Genomic DNA, 20,192 nt, shown 5'->3' on the forward strand with positions numbered 1-20,192 from the left:
GCGGTAAAGGGTGAGGGTTGATACCCATGAAAAATACTAAGCCGCTTTTGTTGCGTTATTGGTCACTGCAGGATTATCCGCTTCGGTAATTAATTGGTCACTACTACCTATATTGAGAATTTCACCGATATTGGCATTGGCTATCATTAGGAGCTGCTGTTCAGCAAGATAGCCATGATTCACCTGCACTTTGCGCAGCGTTGCCATGATTTTTTCGTTTTTCTTCAGCCAGCGACCAATATCGAGATACAAGATATCATCTTTTTGGTGCACCAAATTGATTTTCTCCAAAATCATGCCGAGCGGGTCTTTTTTTAACCCCCGTTTAAAAAACCAAAGCGCCGCATGAATCGCTTTTGATTTTAGATACGAATCTGAATACAAGGCGATGACATCGGTGTCAGTCAATTGCTGAAATACAAAGCGTTGGCGATAACGGTCAAATTGGGCATGTACCACACCTAAATTGACAGCGAGGTCAGCGTAGATGCCACTATAGTTAATCGTTGCATACAGTCGAAGCCAGCCTTCATGAATCTCCAGATGCATACTCAATATCGCTTTGACTTTTTCAACCACAAATTTTTGAATGGCATCGTTCAGCTGTTTTTCAGTGGCGGGCACGATAAACTCTTGACCGGCAAAATCTTCAATTTTTTCATACCACGTTTGCGATTTTTGCATCAGTTCACGTGCGATTTCTTCAGAATGGGTGGCAAAAAATTTATCCAGTTGCGTTTTGCTTGTTATCACTATCGTTTCTCAGTTTTTTTATATTTGTATTGAAAGCTATTATTGTAGTCAGTTTTTGGGCATTGTAAAGTTGCTAATCATAAAGCCACTAATCATAAAGTCGCTGGTCCGTCTACAAAAAATCTTGTACCATTAACTGCTAAACATTGATTGCTACTTGTTAATTGCTAACCACTGATTGCTGATGGCGTATCAATTTAGCTTCAGCCAATGTTTGATTTAATCTATAATAATTTAATTTTTTAATTTATAGTATTTGGGCGTTATAATACATGAGTGATTTGTATTTTTTTAGCAAGGTTGTAGTGCTAGTTTCCTAGTGCTAGTTTCCTAGTGATAGTGTCCTAATCGTTCAAAGGGTTATAGTTTGGTGTATAGCAAAGACAGTCACAGTTATCTTTTTCAAAAGTTAATGCCACATACTGCGGCTTGCAAAGACAGCGTCATGCTATTTGCTACCATTACGGCGGTGGCAATTCATGCGGCTGTTATTTTTGGTATCCAATTTGAAGATAAAAGCTCACCCACCGCAGCGGTGCAAGAAGTCACCACGGTGTTGACCGAAAATCTGCAAAAGAATGAAAAAGCCGATTTTATTGCCAATGCCGGCCAGCAAGGTGGCGGTGAATCTAACGAAAAGCTACGGCTTGAAAACAATACCATGAGCCCTTTAGAAGATGAAGCCATCAATGAAACCGATGATATCGTGAGTCAAGAACGCCAAACGCGTCAACAAGCATTTCAAGAAAGTTATTTACGTACCACGTTAAGTTTTGAAAAAATCCGCAAAGAAAATAATAATAAAAAACAAGACGATAGCGAAAATCTAGCCGCGCAAGAACAACGGGTACAGGCACAAATCGCCACCCTTGAAACCAAAATCAGCAGTAACCGCCAATTACTAGCCAAAAAATCTGCGGTCAAAACTATCAGCAGTAACTCCACCACCACCGGTGAAGCCGCGCGCTATATCGAGAACTTTCGCCAACAAGCCTATCATATTGGCAACCAGCAATATCCGCAAGAAGCCCGCGCCAAAGGCATCAAAGGCGATGTCATGCTGATGGTGATTATCGAGCCTAACGGGCAAGTCAAATCCATCAAAGTGTTACAGTCATCAGGCGCTACCATCTTGGATGAAGCAGCAAAAAATTCGGTGCGTAAAGCCGCGCCATTTGGTAAGTTCTCAAAGGAAATGCAAGATTATTTGGAGCTGCGCATTATCCGTACTTGGCGATTTGGTGATACCTTAACCGTCGATGACCAAAACCCCGCAATTTAACTTTTCACTAACTATGCTAAAGGCTGTCCTATGTCAACCGTACTACACAAAGAATTGGCGCTATTTGACCTCGATAACACCCTCATTGATACTGATAGTGACTATATGTGGGGCGAGTTTTTGGTCAAACATAATCTGGTAGAAGAATCGCTGTATCGTGCTAAAAATCGGGAGTTCTATGAGCACTATATCGCAGGGACGCTCGATGCGGTCGTCTATAATGAGTTTGTGGCAGGCTTTTTAAAACAGCATACTTTAGCCCAGTTACACGAATGGCGTGAACAATATTTGCAAGAAGAAATTGCGCCAAAAGTGCGTCCAAAAGCGGTTAACGCTATCCAGTTACATTTACAAGCAGGGCACGATGTGGTGGTGATTTCTGCCACCAATGCCTTTGTGGTCAAAGCGATTGCTAACAAATTATTTTTGGTAGCGGAAGATAATATTTTAGCCACTGAGCTTGAAGTCACCGAGCAGGGGTACACGGGTAAGGTCGCAGGGCAGCCAAACTTTAAAGAAGGCAAAATCATTCATTTAAAAAATTGGATTGCTCAAAAAAACGCACAAGGCATTACTTACACCAAAACTTATGCCTATTCGGATTCAAAAAATGATTTGCCGCTATTAGAATGGGCGGATGTGGCGATTGCGGTATGCCCCGATGATACCCTACACGCGCATGCCTTAGCGCATCATTGGGCAGTGGAAGATTGGTCGATGAAAGCACAGGCGTAGTAGGCGACAGCTAAGATGAATGGCAACAGCTAAGATGAATCCAGTGACAGATTCAGGTATAATAGCGCATTTTTCATAGTAACACGTTAAGGTAACCTCGCATGGAAATTAACCCGTATTTAGAGCATATCAAAGACTTAACTGACCGTGGCAACCAGCTTCGGGGGTATCTTTGACATCGAAGCCAAGCAAGAGCGTTTGGAAGAAGTCAATTTAGAGCTTGAAAACCCAGAATTGTGGAACGACCCAGAGCGTGCCACCAAAATCAGTAAAGAAAAATCGCAGCTTGATAATGTCATTGGCGTGATTACCGCTTTAGATGACAAGTTGGAAGACGCCAAAGCCATGATTGACTTAGCGGTGGAAGCCGATGATGCGACCCTACTGGCAGACGTACAAACGGAACTCGATGAGGCCGAAGCCAAAGTCGCAGATTTAGAGTTTAAGCGGATGTTTAGCGGTGAGATGGATGGCAACAACTGCTATGTTGATATCCAGTCAGGCTCAGGCGGTACCGAAGCCCAAGACTGGGCAGAGATGCTGCTGCGGATGTATTTGCGTTGGTGTGAATCACATGGCTTTAAAGCCGAAATCATGGAACTATCAGCAGGTGGTGTCGCAGGGATTAAAAGCGCATCAATTCATGTCAAAGGTGACTATGCGTTTGGCTGGTTACGTACCGAAATTGGTGTGCATCGTTTGGTGAGAAAATCACCGTTTGATAGCAACAACGGTCGCCACACGTCGTTTGCAGCGGTGTTTGTATCGCCTGAGATTGATGATAATATCGAGATTGATATCAATCCTGCCGATTTACGCATCGATACTTATCGCTCAAGCGGTGCCGGCGGTCAGCACGTTAATACCACCGACTCTGCGGTGCGTATCACCCACCAACCGACTGGGATTGTGGTGGCGTGTCAAAATGAACGTAGCCAACATGCCAACAAAGACACGGCAATGAAAATGCTACGTGCCAAACTGTACGAGCGTGAAATGATGCAGCGTATGGAAAAACAACAAGCGCTAGAAGAAACCAAATCGGATATCGGTTGGGGTAGTCAAATTCGCTCGTATGTGCTCGATGACTCGCGGATTAAGGATTTGCGTACAGGGGTGGAAACTTCCAATACCCAAGCGGTGCTGGATGGTGATTTGGATAAATTTATCGAAGCGAGCCTAAAAGCAGGGCTTTGATTTAACTGCATTGGCCACAATAACCCATTGCTAATTTATCCGCACTTGCTAAAATTAGAGGGTCAATTTTTTAATTGACGCTCTTTTTTTTCATAAGGATTTGATATGCTGTACCAATGGCAAGACAAAAAACCTACTTATCAGGCACCCTTCACAGGCTGGGTCGCAGACTCGGCTGAAATCATCGGCGATGTACATCTAGCTGATAACGTCAGTGTGTGGTTTGGCGCGGTGATACGCGCGGACAATGCACCGATTTATTTGGGCAAAAATAGTAATGTGCAAGAAAACAGTGTGATACACACCGATGAAGGCATTGCCGTCACCATTGGCGAAGGCGTGACGATTGGGCATTTGGCGATGCTTCACGGCTGCACCGTTGGTGATAATAGCTTGATTGGTATCGGTGCGATTGTGCTCAATAATGCCCAAATCGGCAAAAACTGCATCATCGGTGCCAATGCGCTTGTCACCGAAAATATGCAAATCCCAGATAATTCCATCGTGATGGGAAGCCCGGCTAAAGTTGTCAAAACCTTGCCGCAGGCGCGTGAAGTGATGCTGCAACAATCAGCTTTACATTATGTTGATAAAGCCCATGCTTTTAAAGCTGGACTTACACCCATAGCGCTTGAGTATTAAGTTTTTTGCGTTTTAAGTTGCTATAAAGTAATTCAAAAAAAATTAGACCGAAAAAAAGGATAGTCAATTTACTATCCTTTTTTATGCAATACATGATTAAGCAATACGTTGTCTTAACGCTGCTGCACGTTCTACCAATGCCGTGTTGTTGCTGTCTTTGATTTCATCAAGCAAGCGTTTGGCACTGTCGTATTCCCCTAAATTCACATACTGTTCTGCCAAATCTACGTTTAACGTATCCGTGTCGATATCCTTAATCACATCGAGTATCGCTGATAAATCTTCAACAACTGGTGCCGTTGTTGGGCTTCCCTCATCTGCCACCGATGGCGTTTCAGGACTAGCGGTTGGGGTCGTAGTTGTCTGATTAGTTGCTTGAGTAGCTGTGTCATCAAAAGACAAATCAATCAAGTCATCTGATGGGGTAGGCTCAGTGACCAAGACATTTGACGTAGCGTCTTGCGCTTTGGTCGTGTCATCGTCTAGCATAAAATCAAACATATCATCTGAGATAAGTAGCGAATCAGATTGGCTAGGGGCGCTGACTTCTGCCAAGTCAACGACAGGCTCAGCGACTGATGGGGTAGCAGGCGTGGCTAATGTGGCTGCTTCTGCTTGGCGTAGTAATTCATCATCCAAAGCAAACGATGCAATATCTGTAGCTTCATCACTTGCAACCGGTACAGAAATTGCTGCATCGGAAGTTAGATTGCTAGATGCTTTGGTATTTGACGCGTCAAAGCTTAAGGCTGGTTCTGTAGTAGCGTCATTGGCTGGGGTAACCGCTGGCTCAGCGTTCAAATCAAAGTCGAAATCAAACTCATCTGCGATATTGTTGTCACCGCTCGGTGCAGCCGTTGGGGGCGTTATCATTGGTTCTACAGCAGTTGCGGCATTCGTTGACGGAGTATCTGGCAAACTAAAGTCAAAATCAAAATCGTCAAAAGTTAACTCATTTGATTGAGATTGCGCCGCGGTAGTCTCGGTAGTAGGCTTGGTTGCGGTGGTGACAGGTGTAGATTTGGTTTCAGGCACATCGAGTGCAAAGTCAAAATCTAATTCATCATCGGCATTGCTGCTAATACTATCAATCTGGGTTACTGGCTGTGCCACTTTAGTGACGCTCGGCATGGCAGCCTGTAAAGTGCGGTTGATGGCGGGCTTATCACTGTCTTGGTTATTGTCTTGATTATTAAAGCCTGGCAAATCAAAATCAAGTCCATCTGATTCAACACCTTCAGCGGTATGAGGCATCGCTGCGCTGCGTGCAGTTATCGATTGTTCTTCATCTACCAGCATTTTTAGGTTATTGGCTTGGGTGGTGAGATTGAGGGTTTGAACAGTCTGTAAAGTCGTTTGCGGTAGGTCAGGGGTAGCTGGGCTTGGCATCTGCGATTGACGTTGCAGTTCTAGTTCGCGCTGCTGCTCAGCCAAGGTTTTTGGACGTTTGACTTGGGTCTGAGTAGCAACCGTTGTCTCGTTCTTACCTTTTTTCATCAAGAAAACGCCAGCAACGATTACCAAAATCACCACTGCTGCGATACCTATCATTATCGGATCCATCTTTCACCTCATCGTTACGGTAGATAGTTATCATTAGGGCATAGCAAGATATAAGCTACCGCTTGATGCGACTAATGAATCACCACAAATTTGTTGTACGGTATGAAATGACACAGCACACAGGCAATATCATCCACGCGCTGTATTATTTTTTGTTTAACTCTTTTAAGCGTTTTTCTAATTGGGCAAGCTTGGTGTTTTGTATTTTCAAGCGATTTTCAGCGCCCACTAAGTGTTGATTGAGTTTGTTAACTTTAGTGGCTTGCTGGGCGGTGGCTTGGCGTTTTTGCTGAACTTGAGCCGCCACTTGGGATGACATCCCTTTGCCCACCTTGTTCTTGGTACGCTGACCTTGTACTGAACCATTGGTATGATTAGGTGCGATGATGGTCATTTCAGATTTTTTAGTCGCTGCGTATGGACGCGGTGTTTTTTGTGCTTTGAGTGTCTTTTTTGTCGTTTTTGGGGTGGCTGGTTGTTTGGTAGCAGATTTTGCTGCAATGGCAGATTTTTTGCTTGCGACACGTCTTTTATTTTGACGATATTGTTGTCGCGCTTTATTGGCTGATTTTATCCCAATTTGTGAAGGGACTACGTTGTATTTTGGGATTTGTAATTGGGTATTGGCGACAAGTTTGCTTGGGTCATTATCTGGGAACGCGGTCGGGTTGGCTGCCATGATATCTGCCATCACTTGATCGATATCTTTGCGGTTTGCCGCTGCGATATTACTGGCGATGGTCCAAAGGTTGTCATTGCGCTGTAATGTATAAATGGTTGTCTCGCCAATGATTTGCGGGTTTTTGGCGCTATACTTAAATTGGGATTTGGATTTGGATTTGGATTTGTCTAAAGATTGGTTGCCATAACTAGCGGCTGGGCTTGGCAATTGATTATCTGCGGCGTTTGTTTGGATGGGGTTTTGCATTTGTGGCGAGTCTTGCGTATAGACAGCGCCATTTGGCTGAACAGATCGAACCGTTCGCGTCTCTTGGATACGCAAGTTGTCACTGTTTTCGCTAACCACCGTCATTGCGGCGGCGCCAGCGGGGATACCAGTTGTAGGTAAATTAGGCAGCTGGTTGATGGTGGTTGATGGCAATGTTATCGCCTGCATGGGCATAGCGTCGGGCGACATAACAGGCAACTGCACAGGATTGGCCGAACCTATGACGATGTTTTGCGCCGGTGATTGCAAAGCCGTGGTATTGGCTTGCGTGGTGATTTTTTGTGAGCTGTCGATGGGCATCAACAAGGTTTTTGGCAGCGTTTTGGTCACGCCATTTTCCGTGATATTGAGCACCACATCGGTAAATGGGGCATTAATCGGCCGTTTGCTGGTCAATACAATCTGACCGCCATTGCTACTGGTTGGGACAAATTTGATTTGAATATCGGCATCTTTTGACAAGCCTAGCTGGCGATACACATCAGCTTGGGCGACTTTGACAGAAAAAGTTCTTGGATTGATATCACTGACATTAATAATGGCGTTTAAAGGTTGGTTTTGTTGGGTTTGTACATAAGTATCGCCAATATTGACGGCATAAGCGACAATTGGAAGCGATAATGGAAAACCCAATACCAAGTGTACAGAGTATTTTTGCCAAGACATAAAAAATCCTTGCTGAAGGTATCATAGCCTAGTTAGGGGTGTTAAAAAATGCCTACTTGTGTGGTCGCATGGTAGTCAATATACCGACAGGCAATATTCAAATATCAAATTAATCGATAGTCCAACAACTTGACAAAAGTTTCAGTCAAATTATCTGCTCAACTTTACACTTTTTGTCCAAAACTCTCAATAGTCTGGCTCGCTTATTATTGGCATAAAGCTTGGGATAAAGCCCGCTGTTGATAGCAATTTGAGCTTGGATTGATACGTGGATTGATGCTTGGATAATGACGCTGTACTATCAATACCCTGACAATACCTTGATAACGGCAATCCCTATCTACTGGTCATGGCGTTTTTTTAGGGGTAAATAACGCATTAACACTATCAGGTCTATCTACTCAGGCATAAAAAAACACGCCCTAGTCAGCGTGTTTTTTATAAAACCTTGGGTTTATAATTGATTACGGATAATCGCAAGTGTGCGGCGTAATGGCTCTGCCGCGCCCCATAACAACTGATCGCCCACGGTAAAGGCGGATAAATATTCGCCACCTAGATTCATCTTACGAAGACGACCTACGGCAACTTTAAGGGTGCCAGTGACCGCCACTGGGGTTAACCGCTCAACGCTTGCTGCTTTGTCATTTTCTACCACATCTAGCCACTCATTGCCACTGTTACGAAGCGCAGCTTCAATTTCTTCTAGCGGGATGTCTTTTTTTAGTTTGATGGTCAAGCCTTGTGAGTGACAACGCATGGCACCGATACGCACGCAGATACCATCAATCGGCACAATGTTGGCATTGGTCTTGTCTGCATCATTGCCTAAGATTTTGTTGGTTTCAACACAGCCTTTCCATTCTTCTTTTGATTGACCGTTTTCTAGTTGTACATCAATGTATGGAATTAAGCTACCAGCAAGCGGTGCACCAAAGTATTGTTTCGGGAACTCGCTGCTACGTTGTAATTCGGCTACTTTACGGTCAATCTCTAAAATTGCGCCTGCTGGGTTATTGAGTTCGTCTGCGACGCCATCATGGATATAGCCCATGCCCTTGATAAGCTCACGCATGTTGTTGGCGCCCGCACCACTTGCCGCTTGGTAAGTCATCGCAGATACCCATTCAACCCAATCGCGTTTGAACAGCTCGCCAATCGCCATCAACATCAAAGATACCGTACAGTTACCACCGATAAAGTCTTTTTGACCATTTTTGATAGCGTCATCAATGACATTGCGGTTGACTGGGTCTAGGACGATGATGCTATTGTCCGCCATACGTAGGGTGCTTGCTGCATCAATCCAGTAACCTGTCCAGCCTTTATCACGTAGCGGTTGATGGACTTCTTTAGTATAGTCGCCGCCTTGACAAGTAATAATGGCATCACAAGCCGCTAAGGCCGCTAAGTCATGCGCATCTTCAAGCTTGCTAGGGGCAATGCCATTTGGGGTAGGGGCATCGCCACCGGCATTACTGGTAGAGAAAAACACTGGGGTAATCCCTTCAAAGTCGTTTTCATCCATCATACGTTGCATTAATACCGAACCGACCATTCCACGCCATCCGACCAAACCTACGCGTAGCTGACTCATGATAACCCTTCCTTACTGTAAACAAAATAAATAGTGCAGAAAATCCACATTGATTTTTCAATTAGTAACCTGTTACCTTGCCTGTATTTGTAAGGTTTTGCAAGTGAATTTTTTTTAAGATGGGGCATCTATTTAGCTATAGATGGTAGTTAGCTGTAGATGATAGGCTGATAGCGATGTCAGGGTGAAAAATAGCGTTTGGCAACACAACTGCAATTTATCAGCCGTATTTTTGTGGCTACTATATCGCCATGCTAATGATAACAAGCTAATATTGACCAATGTGAAATGCAATATAACATGAAAGGATAGACAATGACGCTGTTGTTACAGTTGCTAGCAGGTTTTGTGGTTTTTGCAACTTTTTGGGCAACCATCCCTAGGTTTGAATGGTGGTTTAGGATTGCTGATTTTCCCAGAAATCAATTGATTTTTTTGGGGTTGGTGGCGCTCATTGGCTTACTTTGGCTGGGCGCTTTTGACAGTCGTTGGCAGATGGGATTGATTTTGCTGCTGCTTATTGCGCTGGCTATGCAAGCGTACATGGTGTTGCCTTATACGTTTTTGTGGAAGAAACAAGTGCAAACGGCACAGCCAAAATCACGCGATTATCAAGTGAAATTGTTGGTTGCCAATGTGTTGACGACCAATCCAAATAAACAAGCTTTGATTGACCTTATCCATACCCATCAACCCGATATTGTATTGACACTCGAAACTGACCAAGCGTGGCAAGACGCTTTAAGCGCCATTGAGGCTGACTATCCATTTAACGTCAAAGTACCACTCGATAACTTGTATGGTATGCATTTGTATTCAAAGCTTGAGCTTATCAATCCGCAAGTAAAATATCTGGTGGTTGATGATATTCCATCGATCCATACCCAAGTTCGCCTAGCCATGGGGAAGGTTGTTTGGCTATACTGCTTGCACCCCATGCCACCGAGTCCAACCGAAGCCGATAAATCGGTGACACGGGATGCTGAGCTATTAATGGTAGGCAAACACATCAATGCCAACGACTTGACGGTGATTGTTGCAGGCGATCTCAACGATGTGGCTTGGTCGCATACCACACGCATGTTTCAGCGTATCTCAGGGCTACTAGACCCCCGCATTGGGCGCAAATTCATCAATACCTTTCATGCCAGTTACCCATTTTTGCGCTGGGCGCTTGACCATGTTTTTCACAGCAATCACTTCACCCTGGTATCCATGGCGCGTATGCCCAACATTGGCTCCGACCATTTCCCCGTGCTCACTACTTTACAATATGAGCCTGAAGTCATGGATGAGCAGCCTGAACCTTTGCCAAGCATCGCCGATTATCAAGAGGCGAAAGAAACCATCAAAGAAGGGGTCAAAGAAGGCGAAAAACTATCGGAAGCTCAGACTGATAGCGCTAATGATGCTAGCAAATTATTGAAAGGCGCATGAGAAAGCAAGCAGCGGGCAAGGTAAAACTGCATGTAAGCATTTGCTTACAACAGATTCCGCCTTTTGCGGCTAGTAACCAACCGTGCAACAACCTACAATGAACTCATCAACACAAGGATGATACCAAGGAATGGTAGTGTTGAGACGCTCAGGATGAGTAATATCATGGAAAGCCAATAATAATAACATAGTTGACATGAAGTGCCCTAAAACCCAAGTCTATTGCCCTAAGACTTGGGTTTTATCTTTTTTGGTACTTATCAATTATAATCTAGCCTAATTTAGCATAGTCTAGCTACCTTGTTTTTTGCTTGTTTTGACTACTTACATGCAAATGCTGCAAGCCTTATGGCGGTATTTATTTTCACGGGCAGCAAATAGTCGCTGTCAATAGTCCTAGTCACCAAATAGTCGAAGTTTTTTAAAATAATCTTTGCTAAAATATCCGCACTTTTTAATCAAAGCTGACGGACAATGATGATGAACCAGTCTGAAATTCTTGAAGACTCACCTAAACAAGCCCCTAATAAATTTGCCCATCCCAACAATGATAGCCAATTTTTGATTGCTCCTTCGATTTTGTCGGCAGATTTTGCCCGTCTGGGCGAGGAAGTCGAAAAGGTTATTGCCGCAGGTGCAGATGTGGTGCATTTTGACGTGATGGACAATCATTATGTCCCAAATTTGACCTTTGGTAGCATGATTTGTCAGGCACTGCGTGATTATGGGATAACTGCCCCGATAGATGTGCATTTGATGGTGTCACCGGTTGATAGTATGATTGAGCAGTTCTTAAAGGCAGGCGCTAGCATCATTACCTTTCATCCAGAAGCCACGCAACATGTCGATCGCTCGTTACAGCTCATCAAAGATGGCGGCGCTGACTGTGGACTGGTGCTCAATCCTGCCACGCCGCTACACTATCTAGACTATGTGATGGATAAAGTTGACCAGATTTTATTGATGAGTGTCAACCCAGGGTTTGGTGGGCAAGCATTTATTGATGGTACCCTCAAAAAAATTGAAGCGGTGCGCGAAATGATTAGGCTATCGGGTCGCAATATTCGCCTTGAAGTCGATGGCGGTATCAAAGCCAGTAATATTGGTGCGGTTGCCGAAGCAGGGGCTGATATGTTCGTCGCAGGTTCAGCGATATTTAATCAACCTGATTATCGCCAAGCGATTGATGCGATGCGTGCCGAACTGGCATTGGTCAGTCGCTTGCCAGTTTAAGTGCTACACAAGCAATGATACACAAGGAAATTGGTATGGACGTTCAATCCCCGTCTTTGGTACCCAAAGGGCTGACAATTGGACTGGCAATATTTGCGGTGTTGCTAGGGTTGGCAGGTTTTGGGTTTAGGTTGATGTTTGGCGATAGTTTATCATCAATACTGCCCTCACTGGTGAGTACCATTGCGATTTTTTGGCTGGGTATTCCATTGGCTTTTGTCGTGGGCTCAAAGGTGTTAAATCGCTACTCGGGGCGTGCACCGATTCAACACCGCAATGCGTTAACCTTGGGTTTGTTATTTAGCTGTGTGGCGATGCTATGGATGATGGCGGCATATTCTTAGCAGTTCTTTCGGCGAGTCGGCACCCATCAAGACATTGACATTAACGCTAAAAATTGACGCTACACATAACATCAATCCCCAGTAATTATTTAGGAATTTATTGAATGGCATTGCCACATTATACTAAGCAAGAATTATCGATTTATCCCAGCAATCTTCCAAAAGGCTTAATCAACACACTGATAGTTGCCTGTTTGTTGTTAGGATTGGCGGCTTTACGTAGCAGCAAGGGAATGCAAGGCTGGCTCAATGTCATCGAAAATTGGGTGTTTATGCTATTGTGGATTCCGCTTGCCGTCACCCTTTGCGCATTACCTTTTAAGTTACGGGATGACAGTTTTGAGCTTAAATTGGCGTATTATCTCGGTATGTTTGTGGCATTCTTATTTGAAATTAATAAACTTCGCTATTGGCATACCATGTAAATATGACAATTTAGGGTAAGTAATAGCTAAAAGTTTTGCGCAATACTTTTTTTTGACCGATGAATTTTTAGGCTTACCCAAAACTAACATGCTTGAATTTTTAAACAGTTGCAATCATAGTAATGCTATATTTGCTTTTTCTTTTTATAGGCAGGCTATTATTGATAGACAAGCTGTTAGGGCGTATAGATGAATATTTTGCTTGGTATATTGTTGACTGTATTGATAAGCTTTTTGGTGTATCGATGGATAAGGCTGGCTTGGTATAAATTGCATGACATGGCAGGCATTGAGGTCGGTATGTCTCAATATTCCGTGCCGCCCACAGCATCACTGGCAAAATCAGAAACCATGCGCTTGGCGTACCAATCAAACCTGCCAATTCCCAATACCTTCGGTAGTGATAGCCGTTTTGACTTAATGCCACGTACTAGCAAAAAAGTACACGACAAAAAATGGTTTAAAGCAAAAACTCAACAACCGCGATTATCTTCACCTTCGATTTTGGGTATTGATGGCGCGTCAATTGAACGTATGCCAACAGCTGCCGTGATGCTGCTTGATACCATCCATGACAAACTCATTCGTTATCAGGCGTGGCAACGCGACCAAAGTCAGTCAGCCAATCAACCAGACCATCCGCAAACCCAATGGTTGACTGAAAATAAGTTTGTGGTCAACCGCTTGATTGAGCAGACGATTCCCGAAGCTGTACACCAGTATGACCAAATTGCCAAGTATCATCCCAGTCAGCTCAATCAAAAAATTCAGGGTGAGATGACCGCAGGCGAGATGCTAATTGAGGTATTGGTTCGGGTCAATCTGCAATTAGATGAATTGCTCAATGAGATGTTTCATGAAGTCAGCCAGCAATTTGCGTCAACTTACCGCTATGTCAAAAATCGCACGTAGTTGATGGCAAATTAACATAAAAAAAGCGTATCAATTTGATACGCTTTTTTTGTAAGTTGCTTTTTGTGTAAATTTTATAGCGGTTAGCTACTTCTTTTTTCTTTATCGCGGCGTAAGTGATGACCGCCGCGGCGCGCTTTCAGCGGTTTTTTCTCAAAGCGTTCTTGGCGGCGTTTGGCAATGCCGTAAAGCCCTGTGCCTTGGCGCGGGCGAATGTTGACAAGTCCTGCTAAGGTGTCAATCTCACGGCGATCTAGCTCAAGATAGCGACCCGTGCGAAGCTCCCTTGGGAGACTAACAGAGCCGTAACGGATACGCAGTAGTCGGCTTACTTTTAAGCCTTGCGATTCAAATAAGCGGCGTACTTCACGATTGCGACCTTCTTTGAGTTTGACTTGGTACCATTTATTGATACCTTCACCGCCTTTTTCAACGATGTCGTCAAACTGTGCCATACCATCTTCTAGCATGACGCCACGTTTGAGATTTAACATAATCTCAGGGGTGACTTCGCCCATCACACGCACCGCATATTCGCGTTCTATTTCATTCGATGGGTGCATCAGACGGTGAGCCAGTTCACCATCATTGGTAAATAGCAATAAACCCGTTGAGTTGATGTCCAACCGACCCACCATTACCCAGCGGTCATGGTTCAGAGGTGGCAGGCGCTCAAACACCGTAGGACGACCTTCTGGGTCATGGGCTGAGCAAATTTCGCCTTCTGGCTTGTAATACATCAAGATACGGCGGCGTTTTTCGTTTTCTGCGGTATAGCGTAGCAAACGTCCATCGACTCGGATTTCATCGCCTTGTCCGACACGGTCACCAATAGTAGCGACAGTCCCGTTAACACTGACGCGACCTTCGCGAATCACATCTTCCATTTGGCGGCGCGAACCTAAGCCTAGACGGGCAAGGGCTTTTTGCAGTTTTTCGTCTTTCATTCAATAATCCTTTAATAGGTAGCAACATTTCACAATGTTGTGCTAGCATGAAACTTCATACTTGTGCGTATTGTAGGACAAGCGATGGTTGAATGCTAGTATAAAGTCACGTGGCTAAATTTTAACCAGTATTTTAACCAAAAATTTAACATAAATAACGTCACATTGTAAAAATTATTTTACGTTATAATCATCGACATAAGTGAATCAATACAACTAAAAGGAATGATAACAATAAAAGGGCAAATAGCCAATTTCTCGCCGCAACAGGGTCAAGGTATCATCATGGCGGAGGACGGCAAAAATTACCCATTTACTAGCCAATAATGGCAACAAGCCACGGCACCGATGGTAGGACAACAAGTAGAATTTAGTGTCGATGCAGAGGGTTATGCGGTGGCAGTTGTCGGGGCTTATTTCTTTGGCGTTGATGATTCCCAATATCGCAGTCGGTGTTCGCCGTTTGCATGATGTTAATAAATCAGGTTGGTGGATGCTGATTGTCTTTATCATCCGTTGCCGTAAAACCACCGACTTTAGGCGGTGGATATAAGGCAACTTGTACACTATAACGCTTGCATAAATTTTGCTAAAATAATTTGCATGAAAACACTCAAGCTACGCATACGAGATAAACATACTGATAAACTCAACCGCCTAAGCGGTTTAGTGAATTTCGTATGGAACTATGTGAATGACTTGAGTTACAAGCATCTGCAAAAGACTGGTAAATTCTTTTCAGCTTATGATTTGAACGAATACACCAAAGGTAGCGGTGAACTGGTTGGCTTACACTCGCAAACCATTCAAGCCATCAACGAAACCCACGCCAAAGCTAGAAAACAATTCAAAAAAGCCAAACTATCATGGCGAACCAATAACCCAAAATCAAAACGTAAAAGCTTGGGTTGGCTACCGTTTAAAAAATCGGCTATTAAGCATATTGCCACGCACCAAACAGGCAAAAAGGGCTTAAAATCCACCTTACAACTATCTTTAGCCAAAGGGCAGAAACTAATCATCGACCTATGGGACAGCTACAACCTTAGCCTATATCAAATTAACACACTAGAAATCGTCCAAGACAGCCGTAACCGTTGGTATGCCTGTATTACCGTCAAACAATACCCTAAAACTACTTGCGGAATGGGTAGCGTTGGGATTGATTTAGGCTTAAAAGACAGTGCCACTACCTCAAGCGGTGACAAACTCACCATCAAGCAAACGCTCAAATATGCCAAAGATTTAGCCATTGCTCAACGAGCTAAAAACAAACAACGTGTCAAAGCGATTCATGCCAAAATCAAAAATACACGCCAAGACCTAATCCACAAATTTACCACCCAATTAGTCAAAGACAATGCCCTAATCGTGGTCGGTGATGTGAAAACCACCCAATTTAACAGTAAAAAAGGCAAACTAGCCAAATCGGTTTACGATGCAGGTTGGTTTGAACTCAAACGACAACTGACCTATAAGTGCGAGAACGCAGGTTGCCGTTTTGAAATCGTGAATGAGAGATACACGACCCAGCGATGTTCGTGTTGCGGTGAAATCACCGCCAATAGTCCGAAAGGTAGAAAATCGCTTGGAATAAGAGAATGGATATGTGCTTCGTGTGGCACATGGCATGATAGAGATATCAATGCCAGTAAGAACATTCTTGCGGTGGGGCTTCACCGTCTTGCAGAAGGAATCCCCGAACGATAGGGAGGGGAGGAAGTCAAATCTCAAGCTGTTGCACATCAGGCAGCTTTGGTAAATCTTGCAAGCTTTTAAGCCCAAAGGCGGCTAAAAACGCTGGGGTGGTATGCAGTAGTGCAGGACGTCCCAGCGTATCGCGAAAGCCTTGCTCAATAATCCAGCCTTTATCAAATAGTTGCCGTAAAATATTGCTCGATACAGTCACGCCACGAATTTGCTCAATATCGCCACGCGTCACTGGTTGTTTGTAAGCAATCACACTTAACGTTTCTAATAACGCTTGGCTTAAGGTTTCTTGACGCTGAGGAAAAACTTGCTGAATCAGTGGGCTAAAGTCATTGGCGATTTGCAATCGGTAGCCGCTCGCGGTATCCGCTAAGGTTAACGCGCCTTGCGATAGACGCTGCTGCAAGACCGTGAGCGCCATGCTCAGTTGGTTTGGGTTAATTGACAGCCAGTGACATAGCTGTTTGGCAGTAATCGGGGTTTCTGAGGCATGTAAAATCGCTTCGATAGATTTGCTATGCTGCTGGGCAAGCTGATGTTGTTGGTTAAAATCGGTCATGACGATGCCCATATCAAGGTTAGTTCGCTTACATCGGAAGCGTTGTCATCCTCTTGTGCGACAAATTTTAGCATCCGCTGTTTTGCTAATTCCAAAATGGCGACAAAACTCACCACCACACCCAGTTTGCCTTGTGACTTATCTAATATGTCGTGAAAAGTGCCTTGACCAAGACTTGCCAACATACGGCTAATACTTGCCATACGCTCTGCCAGTGGCACGATATCGGCTTTGACATGGTGCATTTGGTAATCGGGCTTTAGCTGCATTTTGATTAAGCTGTCGGCAAGCATGGTGGCAGGATAGGGTGCCATCTCTTTGGCCAATATATCAGGACTTGGCAAACTGGCGTATGCCAAAAATACATCGCGCTCAAGCCGCATTAACGCATCGATACGCTGACTGGCGTGTTTGATTTGGGCGTATTGTTCAAGTCTGTCAATCAGCTGCTTGGTGGGGTTTTTTTCATCCTCTGGCTGTTGCGGACTTGGTAGTAACAATTCACTTTTGATAGCAATTAAGGTACTTGCCATCAGCAAATAATCGCCTGCCAACTCAAAATGATTGTCATCGAGCTCATCAATATAAGTCAGGTACTGCTCGGTAATCGGCAAAATCGCTGTGGTGGTGATATCAAAGTTATTTTTTTTGACCAAGTACAACAAAAAATCCAGCGGACCTTCAAACTGCTCCAGCCAAATGGCAAAGGCTTCAGGCGGAATATAAAGGTCTTCGGGCAGACTTTGAACGGGCGTCTCAAAAATTCGAATGGCTAAATTGGTCATTTGTGATGTTGTTTTTTTAGGTTTTGAATATGCTGATGGCGAGTTTTGAGCGTATTATCAAGACGATTTTTAGCCAATAATTGGCAGATTTGCTGAACTTGTATGTCGCTGAGTTTTTGTTGGTCAAATGACAAAATATAATCTGTGAAATTTCCCAAGCGGCAGATATTGGCTGGAAAATTACTTTTTAATTCACATTCACCTGTGAATACAATAACTGAATGAAAAACGTCATTCGGTAAATCTAATAAATTCTCTAATGTTTTGATATGTTTATAATTTTGTCGTAACGGATTTTGGAAAAGATGTTTTTTGCCATAAATGTTTTGCGTCCATTTGGCATCTTTGACTTTACCATAAATCCACCCTTTATAGTTTTTAGTTTCAACCACGAAAATACCAAAACGCGACACATAAATATGGTCAATTTGCGTAGAACCCTCATCAGTTGCTAAAGTGACGTTTTGAAAATCATGGTAGCTATCATGTGGCAGCTTGCGATTAGCAGCTTTTTCAACCATTTTTTCGCCAAACCAACCTTTAAAAGTAGGCGATTTTAAAAAACTAATGATAAGAAAAAGAGGAATTAACCACCAAATTTGTTTTAATAATTCCCATAGCATTTTGTTATTAATCCTTTGATTGTTTAACTGCTAAAAACAATCCTGCCCCAATGGATAGGGTAGAGCACAGATAGTTGCTGTCCTGTTCAAAGGCTGACAAAAACGCTGCTACTTCATCGGCATGAGAAATGACATTATCGACAATCAGCATATCGCCAAAGGTCAGCAATCGCTTAAAGTCAGCCACATAGTCACCATAAAACCTGCGTTCTGCATCCAAGAAAATCACATCAAAATGGGCGGTCGACTGACGTAAAAAATCCTTCGCATCGACTTGTTGTAGCGTGATATTGTGGTCAAACTGCAAGGTACGCAGGTGATTGCGCGCGGTTAGTAATCGCCACTCATCGATATCAATCGATGTCAACGTGGCAGTATCCGCGGTATTGGCGCGATTGATTTGGGCTAACGCATAGCCTAGCCATAGCGTAGAATAGCCCGTTGATGTGCCGATTTCTAATATATTTTTAGCCCGCTTGCTGATAACCAGACTGGCAAGAAACTCGGCTGAATCAGGCTCAAGGTGGCGATGTCGGTTGAGACGGTTGGGCTGCGCATCGTCAAAGGCTTTATCGATTTGATAAAGCCTATCGGTGTAGGCTTTAAAGTGGGCAAATGACATGAGTGACTCGTTATTTTTTGAGTTTGGCAAGGGGCTTAATACCAATGGCTTTTCGTACTTTTTCTAGGCGTTTGCGCGCATCACGGCGGGCTTTTTCTGCGCCCATTTGTAGGATTTCTTCCAATTCTTTTGGATTCGCCATCAATTCATTGTAACGAGCTCGGAAAGGGGCAATTTCGCTGTTGATTTTTTCAAACAACACTTCTTTGGCATCCCCCCAACCGATACCTTGCTCAAAACGTTGACGCAGTAGTTGTTGTTCTTCTGTGCTAGCAAATGCACGATAAATCTCAAAAATCGTGGAGTCATCGGGGTTTTTGGGTTCTTCTGGCAATTGTGAATTGGTGACAATACGCATGATGGCTTTTCGCAGCGCTTTTTCACCATCTATTTGTGGCTGATTTGATGAAGGGTCGCCAAATAACGGAATGGTATTGCCATAGCTTTTTGACATTTTACGACCATCAAGCCCCGTCAGTAGCGGCGTGTCATCATCTACCATGGCTTCGGGCAATACAAAAATCGGTTTTTCTGGGTCACAATAGCGGAAGTTAAAAGTACCTGCGATATCACGTGCCATCTCGATATGCTGGATTTGGTCTTTCCCCACAGGCACATGGGTGGCATTGAACATCAAAATATCTGCCGCCATTAGCACAGGATAACTAAATAATCCCATCGAAATGCCAAAATCAGGGTCAGTGTCTGGCGTTTCACGGTTAGCATCTACGGCGGCTTTGTAGGCGTGCGCACGGTTCATCAAACCTTTAGCACAGTTACAGTTGAGTACCCAAGTTAGCTCTGGAATTTCGATAATATCCGACTGGCGGTAAAACACCACGCGATCAGGGTCGAGACCACACGCAAGCCACGTTGCAGCAATTGCCTTGGTGGATGCATGAATCGCCTCAGGGTCGTGGCATTTGATGAGTGCATGCAAATCCGCCAAGAAAAAATAAGCGTCGCTTTCTCCCGTACTGGCGCCTTGTATCGCCGATTGTATGGCTGGGCGAATGGCACCGACATAGTTGCCAAGATGGGGAATGCCACTGGTAGTAATACCAGTTAAAATGCGGCGCGGCGCGGCTGTTTTATCATTCATATTCAAAATTCCAAACAAAAGCAAAAAAAGTACAAAATAGGCAAAAAAATTGTCCGTTAGTATAGCGGTTTTTGACTACAAATTCATGCCAAAAATTGGCTGAGCCACA

Annotated in this window: 21 protein-coding genes; 11 read left to right on the forward strand and 10 right to left on the reverse strand. The window is 43.9% G+C overall.

Features of this window, described 5'->3' with window-relative positions; translation table 11 throughout:
* Window positions 1-36 precede the first annotated feature (36 nt).
* The gene (locus AXE82_RS10020; protein WP_062334292.1) at window positions 37-753 is read right to left on the reverse strand and encodes a hypothetical protein; all 717 of its coding nucleotides are present in this window, start codon (window positions 751-753) and stop codon (window positions 37-39) included.
* A 412-nt stretch (window positions 754-1,165) separates the two neighbouring features.
* Here AXE82_RS10020 and AXE82_RS10025 point away from each other — a divergent pair, with 412 nt between their 5' ends.
* The 4 genes from AXE82_RS10025 to AXE82_RS10040 all read left to right on the forward strand — a co-directional run bounded on the left by AXE82_RS10025 (window position 1,166) and on the right by AXE82_RS10040 (window position 4,609).
* Window positions 1,166-2,035, forward strand: coding sequence for an energy transducer TonB (locus tag AXE82_RS10025; protein ID WP_197931426.1), 870 nt, complete (start codon window positions 1,166-1,168; stop codon window positions 2,033-2,035).
* A 30-nt stretch (window positions 2,036-2,065) separates the two neighbouring features.
* Window positions 2,066-2,770: an HAD family hydrolase gene (locus tag AXE82_RS10030; RefSeq protein ID WP_062334298.1), complete on the forward strand. Its 705-nt coding sequence runs from the start codon at window positions 2,066-2,068 to the stop codon at window positions 2,768-2,770.
* A 101-nt stretch (window positions 2,771-2,871) separates the two neighbouring features.
* Window positions 2,872-3,967, forward strand: a protein-coding gene (gene prfB / locus AXE82_RS10035; protein ID WP_115304597.1) for a peptide chain release factor 2 whose coding sequence is annotated in 2 segments (ribosomal slippage) — window positions 2,872-2,943 and window positions 2,945-3,967 — 1,095 coding nt in all. Because the reading frame shifts where the segments join, the coding sequence is not laid out codon by codon here.
* A gap of 105 nt (window positions 3,968-4,072) precedes the next feature.
* Window positions 4,073-4,609: a gamma carbonic anhydrase family protein gene (locus AXE82_RS10040; protein ID WP_062334304.1), complete on the forward strand. Its 537-nt coding sequence runs from the start codon at window positions 4,073-4,075 to the stop codon at window positions 4,607-4,609.
* Window positions 4,610-4,705: 96 nt separating this feature from the next.
* Here the strand turns inward: AXE82_RS10040 and AXE82_RS10045 are convergent, their stop codons facing one another.
* The 3 genes from AXE82_RS10045 to asd form a co-directional block, all read right to left on the reverse strand.
* The gene (locus tag AXE82_RS10045) at window positions 4,706-6,160 is read right to left on the reverse strand and encodes a hypothetical protein (RefSeq protein ID WP_062334307.1); all 1,455 of its coding nucleotides are present in this window, start codon (window positions 6,158-6,160) and stop codon (window positions 4,706-4,708) included.
* A gap of 157 nt (window positions 6,161-6,317) precedes the next feature.
* Window positions 6,318-7,787, reverse strand: coding sequence for a type IV pilus assembly protein FimV (locus tag AXE82_RS10050; protein ID WP_062334310.1), 1,470 nt, complete (start codon window positions 7,785-7,787; stop codon window positions 6,318-6,320).
* A gap of 454 nt (window positions 7,788-8,241) precedes the next feature.
* On the reverse strand, window positions 8,242-9,384 hold the full coding sequence (asd, locus tag AXE82_RS10055) for an aspartate-semialdehyde dehydrogenase (protein WP_062334313.1): 1,143 nt from the start codon (window positions 9,382-9,384) through the stop codon (window positions 8,242-8,244).
* A 315-nt stretch (window positions 9,385-9,699) separates the two neighbouring features.
* Between asd and AXE82_RS10060 the strand changes: the two genes are divergently transcribed.
* The 5 genes from AXE82_RS10060 (at window position 9,700) to AXE82_RS10080 (ending at window position 13,735) form a co-directional block, all read left to right on the forward strand.
* Entirely contained in the window at window positions 9,700-10,821 is a 1,122-nt protein-coding gene (locus AXE82_RS10060; RefSeq protein ID WP_062334316.1) for an endonuclease/exonuclease/phosphatase family protein, read from the forward strand.
* A 474-nt stretch (window positions 10,822-11,295) separates the two neighbouring features.
* A complete protein-coding gene (gene rpe, locus AXE82_RS10065; RefSeq protein WP_406946750.1) occupies window positions 11,296-12,054 on the forward strand; it encodes a ribulose-phosphate 3-epimerase in 759 nt (252 codons plus the stop codon).
* A gap of 35 nt (window positions 12,055-12,089) precedes the next feature.
* The gene (locus AXE82_RS10070; protein ID WP_227713355.1) at window positions 12,090-12,398 is read left to right on the forward strand and encodes a hypothetical protein; all 309 of its coding nucleotides are present in this window, start codon (window positions 12,090-12,092) and stop codon (window positions 12,396-12,398) included.
* 104 nt (window positions 12,399-12,502) lie between these two features.
* A complete protein-coding gene (locus AXE82_RS10075; protein ID WP_007115494.1) occupies window positions 12,503-12,823 on the forward strand; it encodes a hypothetical protein in 321 nt (106 codons plus the stop codon).
* 189 nt (window positions 12,824-13,012) lie between these two features.
* Window positions 13,013-13,735, forward strand: a complete 723-nt coding sequence (locus tag AXE82_RS10080; protein ID WP_062334321.1) for a hypothetical protein — start codon at window positions 13,013-13,015, stop codon at window positions 13,733-13,735.
* Window positions 13,736-13,818: 83 nt separating this feature from the next.
* Here AXE82_RS10080 and rluB read toward each other — a convergent pair whose 3' ends face one another.
* On the reverse strand, window positions 13,819-14,682 hold the full coding sequence (rluB, locus tag AXE82_RS10085; protein WP_062334324.1) for a 23S rRNA pseudouridine(2605) synthase RluB: 864 nt from the start codon (window positions 14,680-14,682) through the stop codon (window positions 13,819-13,821).
* A gap of 391 nt (window positions 14,683-15,073) precedes the next feature.
* On the opposite strand from rluB, the gene AXE82_RS11915 reads away from it, so the two are divergent.
* A complete protein-coding gene (locus tag AXE82_RS11915) occupies window positions 15,074-15,235 on the forward strand; it encodes a DUF805 domain-containing protein (RefSeq protein ID WP_228140534.1) in 162 nt (53 codons plus the stop codon).
* Between the two features lie 50 nt (window positions 15,236-15,285).
* Complete coding sequence (locus tag AXE82_RS10090) at window positions 15,286-16,392, forward strand: RNA-guided endonuclease InsQ/TnpB family protein (RefSeq protein WP_062334326.1); 1,107 nt, start codon at window positions 15,286-15,288, stop codon at window positions 16,390-16,392.
* A 13-nt stretch (window positions 16,393-16,405) separates the two neighbouring features.
* On the opposite strand, the gene scpB is transcribed toward AXE82_RS10090, so the two are convergent.
* The 5 genes from scpB to trpS all read right to left on the reverse strand — a co-directional run bounded on the left by scpB (window position 16,406) and on the right by trpS (window position 20,083).
* Window positions 16,406-16,951, reverse strand: a complete 546-nt coding sequence (scpB, locus tag AXE82_RS10095; RefSeq protein ID WP_062334329.1) for an SMC-Scp complex subunit ScpB — start codon at window positions 16,949-16,951, stop codon at window positions 16,406-16,408.
* Window positions 16,948-17,736, reverse strand: coding sequence for a segregation and condensation protein A (locus AXE82_RS10100; protein WP_062334333.1), 789 nt, complete (start codon window positions 17,734-17,736; stop codon window positions 16,948-16,950). Before AXE82_RS10100 ends, scpB begins: the two co-directional genes overlap by 4 nt.
* On the reverse strand, window positions 17,733-18,257 hold the full coding sequence (locus AXE82_RS10105; RefSeq protein ID WP_237049450.1) for a nuclease-related domain-containing protein: 525 nt from the start codon (window positions 18,255-18,257) through the stop codon (window positions 17,733-17,735). Before AXE82_RS10105 ends, AXE82_RS10100 begins: the two co-directional genes overlap by 4 nt.
* A 109-nt stretch (window positions 18,258-18,366) precedes the next feature.
* Window positions 18,367-18,981, reverse strand: a complete 615-nt coding sequence (locus AXE82_RS10110) for an O-methyltransferase (RefSeq protein WP_062334340.1) — start codon at window positions 18,979-18,981, stop codon at window positions 18,367-18,369.
* 10 nt (window positions 18,982-18,991) lie between these two features.
* Complete coding sequence (gene trpS / locus AXE82_RS10115) at window positions 18,992-20,083, reverse strand: tryptophan--tRNA ligase (protein WP_062334344.1); 1,092 nt, start codon at window positions 20,081-20,083, stop codon at window positions 18,992-18,994.
* Window positions 20,084-20,192 lie beyond the last annotated feature (109 nt).

Source organism: Moraxella osloensis (assembly GCF_001553955.1).
Lineage (GTDB): Bacteria > Pseudomonadota > Gammaproteobacteria > Pseudomonadales > Moraxellaceae > Faucicola > Faucicola osloensis.

Excerpts from the sequence above, each read along its gene's own strand:
- AXE82_RS10025 (WP_197931426.1), top strand. The coding sequence starts at position 1,166 with ATGCCACATACTGCGGCTTGCAAAGACAGCGTCATGCTATTTGCTACC.
- AXE82_RS10030 (WP_062334298.1), top strand. The coding sequence starts at position 2,066 with ATGTCAACCGTACTACACAAAGAATTGGCGCTATTTGACCTCGATAAC.
- AXE82_RS10040 (WP_062334304.1), top strand. The coding sequence starts at position 4,073 with ATGCTGTACCAATGGCAAGACAAAAAACCTACTTATCAGGCACCCTTC.
- AXE82_RS10045 (WP_062334307.1), bottom strand. The coding sequence starts at position 6,160 with ATGATAGGTATCGCAGCAGTGGTGATTTTGGTAATCGTTGCTGGCGTT.
- AXE82_RS10050 (WP_062334310.1), bottom strand. The coding sequence starts at position 7,787 with ATGTCTTGGCAAAAATACTCTGTACACTTGGTATTGGGTTTTCCATTA.
- asd (WP_062334313.1), bottom strand. The coding sequence starts at position 9,384 with ATGAGTCAGCTACGCGTAGGTTTGGTCGGATGGCGTGGAATGGTCGGT.
- AXE82_RS10060 (WP_062334316.1), top strand. The coding sequence starts at position 9,700 with ATGACGCTGTTGTTACAGTTGCTAGCAGGTTTTGTGGTTTTTGCAACT.
- rpe (WP_406946750.1), top strand. The coding sequence starts at position 11,296 with ATGATGATGAACCAGTCTGAAATTCTTGAAGACTCACCTAAACAAGCC.
- AXE82_RS10070 (WP_227713355.1), top strand. The coding sequence starts at position 12,090 with ATGGACGTTCAATCCCCGTCTTTGGTACCCAAAGGGCTGACAATTGGA.
- AXE82_RS10075 (WP_007115494.1), top strand. The coding sequence starts at position 12,503 with ATGGCATTGCCACATTATACTAAGCAAGAATTATCGATTTATCCCAGC.
- AXE82_RS10080 (WP_062334321.1), top strand. The coding sequence starts at position 13,013 with ATGAATATTTTGCTTGGTATATTGTTGACTGTATTGATAAGCTTTTTG.
- rluB (WP_062334324.1), bottom strand. The coding sequence starts at position 14,682 with ATGAAAGACGAAAAACTGCAAAAAGCCCTTGCCCGTCTAGGCTTAGGT.
- AXE82_RS11915 (WP_228140534.1), top strand. The coding sequence starts at position 15,074 with ATGCGGTGGCAGTTGTCGGGGCTTATTTCTTTGGCGTTGATGATTCCC.
- AXE82_RS10090 (WP_062334326.1), top strand. The coding sequence starts at position 15,286 with ATGAAAACACTCAAGCTACGCATACGAGATAAACATACTGATAAACTC.
- scpB (WP_062334329.1), bottom strand. The coding sequence starts at position 16,951 with ATGACCGATTTTAACCAACAACATCAGCTTGCCCAGCAGCATAGCAAA.
- AXE82_RS10100 (WP_062334333.1), bottom strand. The coding sequence starts at position 17,736 with ATGACCAATTTAGCCATTCGAATTTTTGAGACGCCCGTTCAAAGTCTG.
- AXE82_RS10105 (WP_237049450.1), bottom strand. The coding sequence starts at position 18,257 with ATGGTTGAAAAAGCTGCTAATCGCAAGCTGCCACATGATAGCTACCAT.
- AXE82_RS10110 (WP_062334340.1), bottom strand. The coding sequence starts at position 18,981 with ATGTCATTTGCCCACTTTAAAGCCTACACCGATAGGCTTTATCAAATC.
- trpS (WP_062334344.1), bottom strand. The coding sequence starts at position 20,083 with ATGAATGATAAAACAGCCGCGCCGCGCCGCATTTTAACTGGTATTACT.